Here is a 12,930-nt window from a genome sequence, read left to right as displayed (position 1 = left end):
CCCCCGGCACGGGCCCCGCCCCCGGCACGGACAGCTCGGACGGTCCTGGCCGCCCGGCACCGGAAGGCGGCGCGGCGTGAAGGAACGCGTGAGCGAGGGCCTCTACGGCCTGGGCTGGTCCACGGTCAAGCGGCTGCCCGGGCCGGTCGCGGTCGCCCTCGGCCGCCGCGTCGCCGACACGACCTGGAAGCGGCAGGGCAAGGGCGTGCGGCAGCTGGAGGCCAACCTGGCCCGGGTCGTACCCGAGGCCGGCCCCGAGGAGCTGCGCGCGCTCTCCCGCGCCGGGATGCGTTCCTACCTGCGCTACTGGATGGACTCCTTCCGGCTGCAGACCTGGCCGGAGAGCCGGGTCCGGGCGGGAGTCTCCATCGAGGAGATCGACCGCCTCACCGACGGCGTCGCCTCCGGGCGCGGCGTCATCCTGGCGCTGCCCCACATGGCCAACTGGGACCTCGCCGGCGCCTGGCTGACCACCGAGCTGAACATCCCCTTCACCACGGTCGCCGAGCGCCTCAAGCCCGAGAGCCTCTACGACCGCTTCGTCTCCTACCGCGAGAGCCTGGGCATGGAGGTGCTGCCGCACACCGGCGGCTCCGCGTTCGGCACCCTGGCCCGCCGCCTGCGCGCCGGAGGACTGGTCGCGCTCGTCGCCGACCGCGACCTCTCCTCCTCCGGTATCGAGGTCGACTTCTTCGGGGAGACGGCCCGCATGCCCGCCGGCCCGGCGATGCTCGCCCAGCAGACCGGCGCGCTGCTGCTGCCCGCCACGCTGTGGTTCGACGACTCCCAGGTCATGAAGGGACGGGTGCACAGCCCGGTCGACGTTCCCGCCGAGGGCACCCGCGCCGAGCGGACCGCCGTGATGACCCAGCGCGTGGCCGATGCCTTCGCCGCCGGGATCACCCGCCACCCCGAGGACTGGCACATGCTCCAGCGACTGTGGCTCAGCGACCTGCCCGGCGGAGGAACCGCGTGAGAATCGGCATCGTCTGCCCCTACGCCTGGGACATCCCCGGCGGGGTGCAGTTCCACGTCCGAGACCTGGCCGAGCACCTGATCCGCCTCGGTCACGACGTCTCCGTCCTGGCCCCTGCCGACGACGAGAAGGGGCTGCCGCCCTACCTGGTCTCGTCCGGGCGCACCGTGCCCGTGCCGTACAACGGATCGGTGGCCCGGCTCAACTTCGGCCCGCTCTCCGCGGCCCGGGTGCGCCGCTGGGTCCTGGACGGCGACTTCGACGTGCTCCACGTCCACGAGCCCGCCGCGCCCTCCCTGGCGCTGCTGACCTGCTGGGCGGCGCGCGGCCCCATCGTCGCCACCTTCCACACCTCCAACCCGCGCTCCCGGGCGATGATCGCCGCCTACTCGATGCTCCAGGCCGCGCTGGAGAAGATCAGTGCCCGCATCGCCGTCAGCGAGTACGCCCGCCGGACCCTGGTCGAGCACCTCGGCGGCGACGCGGTCGTCATCCCCAACGGCGTCGACGTCGACTTCTTCGCCGACGCCGAACCACGGCCCGAGTGGTCCGGCGGAGAGGGCCGCGGCGGCGTCATCGGCTTCGTCGGCCGTATCGACGAGCCCCGCAAGGGACTCCCGGTACTGATGCGCGCCCTGCCGTCGATCCTCGCCGAACTCCCCGACACCCGGCTGCTGGTGGCCGGGCGCGGCGACACCGAGCAGGCGGTGGCCTCGCTGCCGGAGCGGTTCCGCGACCGGGTCGAGTTCCTCGGCATGATCAGTGACGAGGACAAGGCCCGCTTCCTGCGTTCCGTCGATCTCTACGTCGCTCCCAACACCGGTGGCGAGAGCTTCGGCATCATCCTGGTCGAGGCCATGTCCGCCGGTGCCCCCGTCCTGGCCAGCGACCTCGACGCCTTCGCCCAGGTGCTGGACCAGGGCGCGGCCGGTGAGCTGTTCGCCAACGAGGACGCCGACGCGCTGGCCCGGGCCGCGGTCCGGCTGCTCGGCGACCCCGCCCGGCGCACCGCGCTGCGCGAGCGGGCCACCGCCCACGTCCGCCGGTTCGACTGGGACACCGTCGGGGCCGACATCCTCGCCGTCTACGAGACCGTCACCGAGGGGGCCGCCGCCGTCGCCCCCGACGAGCGCGCCGCCCCGCGCGGGTAGCCTGTCCCACCGTGATGACCCTCATCTGGATCTGCGTCGTCCTGGTGCTGACCGGCGTGTACCTGAGCTGGACCGCCGGCCGCCTCGACCGGCTGCACTCCCGCATCGACGCCGCGCGGGCCGCCCTCGACGCCCAGCTGCTGCGGCGTGCCTCGATCGCCCAGGAACTCGCCACCTCGGGGGTCTTCGACCCGGCGGCGTCGATGGTGCTCTACCAGGCGGCCCACTCCGCGCGGCAGGCCGAGGAGGACCACCGCGAGGTCGCCGAGAGCGAGCTGAGCCAGTCGCTGCGCGCCGTCTTCGGTGAGCCGGGTCAGGTCGCGGCGGTCCGGGACTTCCCCGGCGGTGCGGACGCGGTCGCCGAACTCGGGGGCGCGGTGCGCCGGGTACCCATGGCCCGCCGCTTCCACAACGACGCCGTGCGGGCGGCCCGCGCCCTGCACCGCCACCGGAAGGTGCGGTGGTTCCGCCTCGCCGGTCACGCGCCGTTCCCGCTGGCCTTCGAGATGGACGACGAGCCGCCGGCCGCACTGGCGGCCCGCGCCGAGAGCTGACCGGGACGCGGGGGCGGCCGGCTGCCCCTGCCGGTCCACCGGCGTGGGATTGGCCCTTTCCCGGGGCGCCCCCGACCGGTTTCATCGGAGAGAAACCGATTCCACCAGCTGTATCCCACCGGGACCACCAGGACGCGGCCCGGGATCGCGGGCGACCACCCGCCGTTCCGCCGCCCCCGCGGCTCCCGATGACCACCGCGACGAGAGGTCGATCCGTGTCGAGCACGCCCCCCAGCACGTCCGCCGCCACTTCCGGCACCGCACCCGAGACCGGCACCGCACGGGTCAAGCGCGGCATGGCCGAGCAGCTCAAGGGCGGCGTGATCATGGACGTCGTCACCCCGGACCAGGCGAAGATCGCCGAGGACGCCGGAGCGGTCGCCGTCATGGCGCTGGAGCGGGTGCCCGCCGACATCCGCAAGGACGGCGGCGTGGCCCGGATGTCCGACCCCGACATGATCGAGGGCATCATCGAGGCCGTCTCCATCCCGGTGATGGCCAAGTCCCGGATCGGTCACTTCGTCGAGGCACAGGTCCTCCAGGCGCTCGGCGTCGACTACATCGACGAGTCCGAGGTGCTCACCCCGGCCGACGAGGTCAACCACAGCGACAAGTTCGCCTTCACCACCCCCTTCGTCTGCGGCGCCACCAACCTCGGTGAGGCGCTGCGCCGGATCGCCGAGGGTGCGGCGATGATCCGCTCCAAAGGCGAGGCCGGCACCGGCAACGTCGTCGAGGCCGTCCGGCACATGCGCCAGATCCGCGGCGAGATCGCCCGGCTGCGCGGCTACGACCGCAACGAGCTGTACGCCGCCGCCAAGGAGCTGCGCGCGCCGTACGAGCTGGTCGCCGAGGTCGCGGCGGCGGGCAAGCTGCCCGTGGTGCTGTTCTCCGCCGGCGGTGTGGCCACCCCGGCCGATGCCGCCCTCATGCGGCAGCTCGGCGCCGAGGGTGTCTTCGTCGGCTCCGGCATCTTCAAGTCCGGTGACCCGGCCAAGCGCGCCGCGGCCATCGTGAAGGCCACCACCTTCTACGACGACCCGAAGGTGATCGCGGACGCCTCCCGGGCCCTCGGCGAGGCCATGGTCGGCATCAACTGCGACGACCTTCCCGACTCCCAGCGCTACGCCTCGCGCGGCTGGTGACCTCCGGCGCGTGAGTGCCGCGACGCGTCACCGGGCGCGTTCGGGTGCCGGGACCTCTCCCGGCACCCGGGGCGGTCCCGCGTGCCCGTCCGGGGCCGCCGCCCGGCTCTCTGTCCCACCCGTTCCGAAAGGCTCACCGTGACCAGCCCGACCACTCCCGCAGCCGCCTCGCCGACCATCGGCGTCCTCGCGCTCCAGGGCGACGTGCGCGAACATCTGGCGGCGCTCCAGGCGGTCGGCGCCCGGCCGGTCACCGTACGCCGGCCCGAGGAGCTGGCCGCGGTCGACGGGCTGGTGATCCCCGGCGGGGAGTCCACCACCATGTCCAAGCTCGCCGCCGCCTTCGGCCTGCTGGAGCCGTTGCGCTCGCGGGTCCGGGACGGCATGCCGGCCTACGGCTCCTGCGCGGGCATGATCATGCTCGCGGACAAGATCCTCGACCCCAGGTCCGGACAGGAGACCATCGGCGGGATCGACATGATCGTGCGCCGCAACGCCTTCGGCCGGCAGAACGAGTCGTTCGAGGCGGAGCTGGATGTGGCCGGGGTACCGGGAGGGCCGGTCCAGGGCGTCTTCATCCGCGCGCCGTGGGTGGAGTCGGTCGGTGCGCGCGTCGAGGTGCTGGCCAGCTACGAGGGCCACCCGGTCGCTGTCCGTCAGGGCGACCTGGTCGCCACCGCCTTCCATCCCGAGCTGACCGGCGACACCCGCGTCCACCGTCTCTTCGCCGAACTGGTGGCGGAGGCGGCGGACGTGGCGGACAGCGATGACGGGGGCGACAGTCCCGGGCGGTAGGATTCCGGTCCCGGTACTGTTGGTGACTTTAAGGAGCGAGGCTGTGTCCGGCCACTCTAAGTGGGCAACCACCAAGCACAAGAAGGCCGTGATCGATGCCAAGCGCGGCAAGCTCTTCGCCAAGCTGATCAAGAACATCGAGGTCGCGGCCCGCACCGGCGGTGCCGACCCCGACGGCAACCCCACGCTCTTCGACGCCATTCAGAAGGCGAAGAAGAGCTCGGTGCCGAACAAGAACATCGACAGCGCCGTCAAGCGTGGCGCCGGCCTGGAGGCCGGCGGCGCCGACTACGAGACGATCATGTACGAGGGCTACGGCCCCAACGGCGTGGCCGTGCTCATCGAGTGCCTCACCGACAACCGCAACCGCGCGGCCTCCGACGTCCGGGTCGCCATGACCCGCAACGGCGGCTCGATGGCGGACCCCGGTTCGGTCTCGTACCTCTTCAACCGCAAGGGCGTCATCATCGTCCCCAAGGCCGGCCTCTCCGAGGACGACGTACTGGGCGCGGTGCTGGAGGCCGGGGTCGAGGAGGTCAACGACATCGGTGAGTCCTTCGAGGTCATGAGCGAGGCCGGTGACCTGGTCGCGGTGCGTACCGCGCTGCAGGAGGCCGGGATCGACTACGACTCGGCCGAGGCCAACTTCGTCCCGACCATGCAGGTCGAACTGGACGAGGACGGCGCCCGCAAGATCTTCAAGCTCGTCGACGCCCTGGAGGACAGCGACGACGTGCAGAACGTCTTCGCCAACTTCGACGTCTCCGACGAGGTCATGGAGAAGGTCGACGCCTGACGCGCGGACAGCGCGCCCGCCCGCCGGCGCCGCGCGGCCGCGGAACGACAGTGGGGCGGCTCCCCGACGCACGACGCGTCCGGGAGCCGCCCCGTCGTCGTCCCGTGCGGCGGCGGCTCCGGGACACGGTCCGCCGGACGCCGGTGTTGTCGGTGGCAGCCGGTAGCCTGCTCGGACGGCGGACGGAGGAGGGCGCGTTGCGGGTACTGGGGGTTGATCCCGGGCTCACCCGGTGCGGGGTCGGCGTGGTCGAGGGGACGGCCGGTCGGCCGTTGCGCATGGTCGCCGTCGGCACCCTGCGCACACCGCCGGAGCTGGACACCCCGGAGCGACTGGTGCGGATCGAGGAGGGGCTGGAGGAGTGGCTGGACACCCACCGGCCCGAACGAGTCGCCGTCGAGAGGGTGTTCAGCCAGCACAACGTCCGCTCGGTCATGGGTACCGCTCAGGCCAGCGCGGTCGCCATGCTCTGCGCCGCCCGTCGCGGTCTGCCCGTCGCGCTGCACACACCCAGCGAGGTGAAGGCCGCGGTCACCGGCAGCGGCCGGGCGGAGAAGGCGCAGGTGGGGGCCATGGTCACCCGGCTGCTGCGACTCTCCGAGCCGCCCCGGCCCGCGGACGCGGCCGACGCCCTCGCCCTCGCCATCTGCCACATCTGGCGCGGCCCCGCGCAGCAGCGGCTGCGGCTCGAACAGGCCGCCGCCGACCGCTCCGCCGCCGACCGCTCCGCCTCCGCTCGACTCCCGAAAGGCGCCCGCCCATGATCGCGTCCGTCCACGGCACGGTCGCCGCACTCGCTCCCGACTCCGCCGTCGTGGAGATCGGCGGCTTCGGCGTCAGCGTCCAGTGCGGGCCCGCCACCCTGGCCACGCTCCGCCTGGGTGAGACGGCCCGGCTGGCCACGTCGCTGGTGGTCCGTGAGGAGTCGCTGACGCTCTACGGCTTCGCCGACGACGACGAACGCCAGACGTTCGAACTGCTCCAGACGGCCAGCGGGGTCGGCCCGCGGCTGGCGCAGGCGATGCTCTCCACCCACACCCCGGACGCGCTGCGCGCGGCGGTCGCCGGCGGTGACGAGAAGGCGCTGACGGCGGTCTCCGGCATCGGGAAGAAGGGCGCGCAGAAGCTTTTGCTGGAGCTGAAGGACCGGCTCGGGGCGCCCACCGGGGGTGCCGCGACCCGCGCTCCGGCCGTCGCGCGCGGCCCGGCGTCCTGGCAGGAGCAGCTGCTCGCCGCGCTGGTCGGCCTCGGGTACGCCGCGCGAGAGGCGGAGGACGCCGTCGTCGCCGTCACCCCGCGCGCCGAGGCAGAGCAGGCGGAAGGACGCGAGCCGCAGACCGGCGTCCTGCTGCGGGCCGCGCTCCAGTCGCTGAGCCGGGCCCGCTGACCACCTCCCGCCGGCTCCCGGCGGAGGCGCGCGGCGTCACCGTGACGCCCCGGCCGCCCGGCCCCTTCATGTATCCGGTTCACGCATCCGGCGCGCGGTCGACGCGCGACGCCGCCCCGTCCCCGAACCCGAGGATGTCCCCGATGACCGCCACCCGCCGTACGTCCGCCGCCGACCGGGCGGGGGCACACGCATGACCGCCGGACAGGACGACGAGCGCCTGGTCGGATACGACGCCGACAGTGAGGACCGCGCCGTGGAGGCGGCGCTGCGCCCCAAGCAGCTGGGGGAGTTCATCGGGCAGGAGCGGGTCCGTGAGCAGCTGGACCTGGTGCTGCGCGCGGCCCGGGAGCGCGGCGCCACCGCCGATCACGTCCTGCTCTCCGGTGCGCCGGGGCTCGGCAAGACCACCCTCTCGATGATCATCGCGGCCGAGATGGGAGCGCCGATCCGCATCACCTCCGGGCCGGCGATCCAGCACGCCGGTGACCTCGCGTCGATCCTCTCCTCGCTCCAGGAAGGGGAGGTGCTCTTCCTCGACGAAATCCACCGGATGTCCCGTCCGGCCGAGGAGATGCTGTACATGGCGATGGAGGACTTCCGGGTCGACGTCATCGTCGGCAAGGGGCCCGGCGCCACCGCGATCCCGCTGGAGCTTCCGCCGTTCACGCTGGTCGGCGCCACCACCCGCGCCGGACTGCTGCCGCCCCCGCTGCGGGACCGCTTCGGTTTCACCGCGCACATGGAGTTCTACGCGCCGGGAGAGCTGGAACTGGTGGTGCACCGCTCGGCCGGGCTGCTCGACGTCGAGGTGGACGCCGAGGGCGCGGCCGAGATCGCGGGCCGGTCCAGGGGAACGCCCCGGATCGCGAACCGGCTGCTGCGGCGGGTCCGCGACTACGCGCAGGTCAAGGCGGACGGCAGCGTGGACCGGCGGATCGCCGCCCGGGCGCTGGAGGTCTACGAGGTGGACGGCCGGGGCCTGGACCGGCTGGACCGGGCGGTGCTGGAGGCGCTGCTGAAGCTCTTCGGGGGCGGCCCGGTGGGGTTGTCGACCCTCGCCGTCGCGGTGGGGGAGGAGCGCGAGACGGTCGAGGAGGTCGCCGAGCCGTTCCTGGTGCGGGAGGGGCTGCTCGCCCGCACACCGCGTGGCCGGGTGGCCACCCCGGCGGCCTGGCACCACCTGGGGCTGACCCCGCCCACCCCGTCCGGCGGACAGCCGGGACTCTTCGGAGCCTGAAGGCCGCAGGTGGTGGGCGGTCGGTGGTGGAGCGCGCCGGTGACCGCCCGGCGCGGGCAGCCGGCCGCTCGCCCCGGCGCGCGACATCGCGGGCCGGAGACGCCGCGGACACGGCCGCGGCACGATCGGGCGGGCCGGGAACCCCAATGCCGTCCGCGACGTTGTTCCGCTGGTGAAGCCTCGCTTAGACTGCGCCGACGCCACCCCTCGCGGGTGGCGCACCCCACCCCATACCAGGTCGATTCAGACTCGGCCGCGTTAAGGAATATCCTCCGCCGTGGAACTTCTTCTTCCGTTCATCCTGCTCATCGGCGTCATGCTCCTGATGACCCGGTCGGCCAAGAACAAGCAGCGTCAGGCCATGGAGATGCGTGACTCCATGGAACCGGGCACCGGTGTCCGCACGATCGGCGGCATGTACGGCATGGTCGTGGAGATCCGCGATGAGGCCGTCGTGCTGGAGGCCGAGGACGGCTCCCAGCTGCTGTTCGCCAAGAACGCGATCGGCGCGGTGCTCGAGCCCGAGGAGTACGAGCGCATCATCAACGGCGACGACTCCGAGTACGACGACGAGGACGCTCCGGTGGTTCCGGACGACGCCTCCTCGCTGACCGAGGGCGAGAAGTCCGAGGGCGAGAAGACCGAGACCGCCGACGGCGAGCGCGTCGAGCTGGAGAAGGACGACGACGCCACCACCGAGGACACCACGACCAAGGGGTCCACCCGCGACGGCGAGAACGGGTCCAAGTCCTGACCGGACACTGACGCCGGACCCGCGCGGACGGCGTCAGCGCCGCGGACGACCATTCACCCGTTGAACCGTGCCGCCCCCACCGGGCGCGGGCCGTTGGACAGAGAGAGACGAGAAGGTGGCTGGACCCAATCAGGGCCTCAGGTCCCCGAAAAAGGACTTCAGGTCCGCGCAGGCCAAGCCCGGCCGCGCACTGCTGCTGATCCTGCTGCTCGCCGTGCTGCTCAGCGGCGGCATGTTGCTCTCCGGGGAGAAGACGCCCCGCATGGGCATCGACCTCGCGGGTGGCACGAGCATCACGCTCACCGCGACCTCGGACGCCCGGAACGAGGACGCGGTCAACGCGACCAACCTCAACACGGCCGTCGACATCATCGAGCGCCGCGTCAACGGCCTCGGTGTGTCCGAGGTCGAGGTGCAGACCCAGGGCGACCGCAACATCGTCATCAACATCCCGCAGGGGACCGACGAGCAGCAGGCGCGTGAGCAGGTCGGCACCACGGCGCAGCTCGGCTTCCGTCCCGTCTGGGACGCGCAGATGGCGGGCGTGCCCGGCGAGGAGACCCCCGGGGAGGAGCCTCCCGCCGACGAGGAGGCCACCCCTGAGGACGGCGCGGCCGAGGACGGCGCGGTCGAGAGCGAGGACGGTGACACCGAGGACTCCCGCGAGGGGGACGAGGAAGCAGCCGACCGCAGCGACCGCAGCCTGCCCGAGCTGAACGCCCCCGCCGGCGTCAACCAGGCGAACCAGGCGTCCTTCCGCACCCAGGACGACGACGGCACCGACGCTCCGGAGGACGAGGAGTCCGAGAGCCCGGTGGGCGACAACGGCGGCGAGCCGCAGCCCGGCGGGCTGAGCTCCCAGCTGGCCGAGCTGGACTGCTCCACCGTCGAGTCCCGCCAGGAGGCCAGCAACAACGGCGCCGCCGCGGACGACTCCGAGCCGATCGTCGCCTGCGACACCGAGGGCGTCTTCAAGTACGAGCTCGGCCCGGTCGCCGTGCCCGGCACCGACGTCAGCAGCGCCGACTCCCTCTACGACAGCCAGACCGGCCAGGGCTGGATCGTCAACATGGAGTTCAACTCCGCGGGCGCGACCAAGTTCGCCGACATCACCAACGAGCTGCGCACCCAGATGCAGCCGCGCAACCAGTTCGCCATCGCGCTGGACGGCGAGGTCGTCTCGGCCCCGCGGGTCAGTGAGCGGCTGGCCGGTGGCTCCGCCACCATCTCCGGCTCGTTCAACGAGGAGTCCTCGCGCGAGCTGGCCAACATCCTGAAGTTCGGCGCCCTGCCGATCAGCTTCGAGGTGGGCAACGTCACCACCGTCTCCCCGACCCTGGGTGGTGACCAGCTGCAGGCCGGACTGGTCGCGGGCGGTATCGGTCTGCTCCTGGTCTTCGGGTACCTGCTGTTCTACTACCGCGCGCTGTCGCTGGTGGCGATCGGCAGCCTCGTCGTGATGGCCGGGCTCACCTACGCGATCATGACGTTGCTCGGCCCCGCAATCGGTTTCGCGCTGAGCCTGCCGGCGGTCTGCGGTGCCATCGTCGCGATCGGTATCACCGCCGACTCCTTCATCGTCTACTTCGAGCGCATCCGCGACGAAGTGCGTGAGGGCCGCCCGATCCGGACCGCGGTGGAGCGCGCGTGGCCCCGTGCCCGGCGCACCATCGTCGTCTCCGACGTGGTGTCGTTCCTGGCCGCCGTCGTGCTGTTCATCGTCTCGGTCGGTTCGGTCCAGGGCTTCGCCTTCGTGCTCGGTCTGACCACCGCGCTCGACGTGGTGATCGTCTTCCTGCTGACCAAGCCGCTGGTGACGCTGGCCGCCCGCCGCCCGTTCTTCGCCAAGGGCCACAAGTGGTCCGGCCTGGATCCGAAACGGCTCGGGGCACGTCCGCCGATCCGGCGCTCCACGCGTCGCACCACCACCGTTCCCGCCGAACCGAAGGAGGCGTGAGATGCCGTCACTGAGCACGCTCGGCGCCAGGCTGTACCGGGGAGAGACGGCCTACGACTTCGTCGGCAAGCGGAAGTTCTGGTACGCGATCTCCGTTCTGCTGGTCATCGTCTCGCTGACCGGCCTCGGGGTGCGTGGGGTGTTCCTGGGCGTGGAGTTCCAGGGTGGCGCCGTGTACAACACGCCCGCCGGTACCTCGATGACCACCGAGGAGGCCCGCGAGGTCGTCCGCGCCGAGACCGGCCAGGAGGCCCGGGTGCAGACCGTCGGGACCGAGGGCTCCCTGCGCATCCAGGTCACCGACCTGGAGACCGAGCAGTCCGACGCCACCCGCGCGGCACTCGCGGAGGTCCTCGGTGTGACGCCGGAGGAGGTGGACGCGGAACTGGTCGGGCCCAGCTGGGGCGAGCAGATGACCGAGAAGGCCTTCCAGGGCATGCTCATCTTCATGGTCCTGGTCTGCGTCTATCTGGCCATCACCTTCGAGTGGCGGATGTCGCTCGCCGCCATGATCGCTCTGCTCTTCGACCTGGTGATCACCGTCGGGGTCTACGCCCTGGCCGGATTCGAGGTCACGCCGGGAACGGTGGTCGGTCTGCTGACCGTCCTCAGCTACTCGATCTACGACACCGTCGTGGTCTTCGACAAGGCCCAGGAGAAGACGGCCGACCTGGAGAGGCAGAGCCGCTTCACCTACAGCGAGCTCAGCAACCAGGCGGTCAACGCCACCATCGTCCGTTCGATGAACACCTCGATCACCGGCGCGCTGCCGGTGGCCGCGCTGCTGTTCATCGGCACCGGGCTGATGGGCGGCGGCATGCTCCGCGACATCGCACTGCCGCTGCTGGTCGGTCTGCTGGCCGGTACCTACTCGTCGCTGTTCATCGCGGTCCCCGTGGTGGTCGACTTCAAGCTCCGCGACGCCGGAGTCCGAAGCCATGAGCGCCGGGTGCTCGCCAAGCGCGCCGAGCGGGGCACCGCGACCCCCTCGCCCGCCGCGGGCCAGCCCTCCGCCGGACCGGCGCACGAGGGTGACGACGAGGACGACGAGTCCGCCGAGGCGAGCGCCCACGCGACCGCCACCGGGCAGGTGACGGTGCAGCGCCGGCAGCCGGTGTCCAACAGCCGGACCCGTGGCCGTCCGTCGGGCAAGCGCCGATGAGCGACGGGCTCGCGACGGCGCTGGCCGGCGGTGACCGGGAGCTGCTGCTCGGCACCATCCGTGATGTGCCGGACTATCCCAAGCCGGGGGTGACGTTCAAGGACATCACCCCGCTGCTGGCGGATCCCCGGGCGTTCTCGCTGCTCACCGACGCCCTGGCCGCCGCGGTCTCGCGGCACGGCGCGACGGCGGTGGCGGGGCTGGAGGCCCGCGGGTTCATCCTCGCGGCTCCGGCCGCGGTGCGGGCGGGCGTGGGCTTCGTCCCGGTCCGCAAGTCCGGCAAGCTCCCGGGTGAGACCGTCACCGAGGAGTACGAGCTGGAGTACGGCACCGCCGAGATCGAACTCCACGTGGACGCCGTGGGCCCGGGGGACCGGGTGCTGGTGATCGACGACGTGCTGGCCACCGGCGGGACCGCGGACGCGTCCGTGCGGCTGATCCGCCGCACGGGTGCCGAGGTGGTCGGCGTCTCGGTGCTGCTGGAGCTCGGCTTCCTCGGTGGCCGGGACCGGCTGACGGCGACGCTGGACGGGGTGCCGCTGGAGGCACTGATAACGATCTGAGCCGACGACGCGAGGGTGGGCCACGGCTCGCCGAAGCGGGGGCGTGCGGAGTTACTCCGCACGCCCCCGCTTCGCATGTGCGCGGCACCCCTCCGGCCGCGCGCCCTTCGGCGCCGCCCCTCCCGGGCACACCCCCCGCACATGCCCGGACACCTGGGGCGACGAAGTGCCGGGCGCAGCGGAACGGAGTGCGTGACCGGCGCCGTGGCAGCCCCGCCGGACAGGTCGTCCCGGGTCCGTGGTCGCTACCATGGCAGTCCGATCGTCTCCCGGGAGTGCACTTGCCAGACGAGCCAACACCGCGCACCCCTGCCGGACGGCCCCAGGGCGAGCCGTCCCGGACCGCTCATGCCGCGGACGGGAAGACCGCCGGCCAGCCCGGGGGAGGAGCCCGTCCCGCGGCGGGTTCGACCGCCATCGGCACCCGCCCCGGGGCGGCACCCGCCGCGC

The 12,930-nt window shown here is 72.5% G+C and carries 13 protein-coding genes; all 13 read left to right on the top strand.

All coding sequences use genetic code 11. From position 1 onward, the window contains the following. The first annotated feature begins 76 nt into the window (after positions 1–76). The gene (locus E0D90_RS16865) at positions 77–976 is read left to right on the top strand and encodes a phosphatidylinositol mannoside acyltransferase (RefSeq protein WP_130799095.1); all 900 of its coding nucleotides are present in this window, start codon (positions 77–79) and stop codon (positions 974–976) included. Beyond that, complete coding sequence (locus E0D90_RS16860; RefSeq protein ID WP_130799094.1) at positions 973–2,127, top strand: glycosyltransferase family 4 protein; 1,155 nt, start codon at positions 973–975, stop codon at positions 2,125–2,127. The genes E0D90_RS16865 and E0D90_RS16860 overlap by 4 nt, the downstream gene beginning before the upstream one ends. 14 nt (positions 2,128–2,141) lie before the next feature. After that, positions 2,142–2,681: a hypothetical protein gene (locus E0D90_RS16855; protein ID WP_130799093.1), complete on the top strand. Its 540-nt coding sequence runs from the start codon at positions 2,142–2,144 to the stop codon at positions 2,679–2,681. Positions 2,682–2,896: 215 nt separating this feature from the next. After that, positions 2,897–3,826: a pyridoxal 5'-phosphate synthase lyase subunit PdxS gene (gene pdxS / locus E0D90_RS16850; protein WP_103502317.1), complete on the top strand. Its 930-nt coding sequence runs from the start codon at positions 2,897–2,899 to the stop codon at positions 3,824–3,826. Between the two features lie 138 nt (positions 3,827–3,964). After that, complete coding sequence (pdxT, locus tag E0D90_RS16845) at positions 3,965–4,621, top strand: pyridoxal 5'-phosphate synthase glutaminase subunit PdxT (protein WP_130799092.1); 657 nt, start codon at positions 3,965–3,967, stop codon at positions 4,619–4,621. 43 nt (positions 4,622–4,664) lie between these two features. Next, positions 4,665–5,417: a YebC/PmpR family DNA-binding transcriptional regulator gene (locus E0D90_RS16840; RefSeq protein ID WP_103502319.1), complete on the top strand. Its 753-nt coding sequence runs from the start codon at positions 4,665–4,667 to the stop codon at positions 5,415–5,417. A 197-nt stretch (positions 5,418–5,614) separates the two neighbouring features. Continuing rightward, the gene (gene ruvC / locus E0D90_RS16835) at positions 5,615–6,181 is read left to right on the top strand and encodes a crossover junction endodeoxyribonuclease RuvC (RefSeq protein ID WP_130799096.1); all 567 of its coding nucleotides are present in this window, start codon (positions 5,615–5,617) and stop codon (positions 6,179–6,181) included. Then, positions 6,178–6,804 (top strand): Holliday junction branch migration protein RuvA, encoded by a 627-nt coding sequence (ruvA, locus tag E0D90_RS16830; RefSeq protein ID WP_103502321.1) that lies wholly within the window; start codon positions 6,178–6,180, stop codon positions 6,802–6,804. The genes ruvC and ruvA overlap by 4 nt, the downstream gene beginning before the upstream one ends. 193 nt (positions 6,805–6,997) lie before the next feature. Further along, complete coding sequence (gene ruvB, locus E0D90_RS16825) at positions 6,998–8,044, top strand: Holliday junction branch migration DNA helicase RuvB (RefSeq protein ID WP_103502322.1); 1,047 nt, start codon at positions 6,998–7,000, stop codon at positions 8,042–8,044. A 277-nt stretch (positions 8,045–8,321) separates the two neighbouring features. Next, positions 8,322–8,798 carry a preprotein translocase subunit YajC gene (yajC, locus tag E0D90_RS16820; protein ID WP_103502323.1) on the top strand — a complete coding sequence of 159 codons (477 nt, stop codon included), beginning with the start codon at positions 8,322–8,324 and terminating at the stop codon, positions 8,796–8,798. A gap of 115 nt (positions 8,799–8,913) precedes the next feature. Beyond that, the gene (secD, locus tag E0D90_RS16815; RefSeq protein WP_130799091.1) at positions 8,914–10,755 is read left to right on the top strand and encodes a protein translocase subunit SecD; all 1,842 of its coding nucleotides are present in this window, start codon (positions 8,914–8,916) and stop codon (positions 10,753–10,755) included. Between the two features lies 1 nt (position 10,756). Further along, positions 10,757–11,917 carry a protein translocase subunit SecF gene (gene secF, locus E0D90_RS16810; protein WP_130799090.1) on the top strand — a complete coding sequence of 387 codons (1,161 nt, stop codon included), beginning with the start codon at positions 10,757–10,759 and terminating at the stop codon, positions 11,915–11,917. Continuing rightward, positions 11,914–12,480, top strand: coding sequence for an adenine phosphoribosyltransferase (locus tag E0D90_RS16805; protein ID WP_130799089.1), 567 nt, complete (start codon positions 11,914–11,916; stop codon positions 12,478–12,480). The genes secF and E0D90_RS16805 overlap by 4 nt, the downstream gene beginning before the upstream one ends. The last annotated feature ends 450 nt before the right edge of the window (positions 12,481–12,930 follow it).

The sequence above is a fragment of the Streptomyces otsuchiensis genome, assembly GCF_004305975.1.
GTDB lineage: Bacteria > Actinomycetota > Actinomycetes > Streptomycetales > Streptomycetaceae > Streptomyces > Streptomyces otsuchiensis.
The sequence above is the reverse complement of the archived record's forward strand: the minus strand, read 5'-3'. Positions and strand labels throughout refer to the sequence as shown.

Excerpts from the sequence above, each read along its gene's own strand:
- E0D90_RS16855 (WP_130799093.1), top strand. The coding sequence starts at position 2,142 with ATGACCCTCATCTGGATCTGCGTCGTCCTGGTGCTGACCGGCGTGTAC.
- ruvA (WP_103502321.1), top strand. The coding sequence starts at position 6,178 with ATGATCGCGTCCGTCCACGGCACGGTCGCCGCACTCGCTCCCGACTCC.
- ruvB (WP_103502322.1), top strand. The coding sequence starts at position 6,998 with ATGACCGCCGGACAGGACGACGAGCGCCTGGTCGGATACGACGCCGAC.
- secF (WP_130799090.1), top strand. The coding sequence starts at position 10,757 with ATGCCGTCACTGAGCACGCTCGGCGCCAGGCTGTACCGGGGAGAGACG.
- E0D90_RS16805 (WP_130799089.1), top strand. The coding sequence starts at position 11,914 with ATGAGCGACGGGCTCGCGACGGCGCTGGCCGGCGGTGACCGGGAGCTG.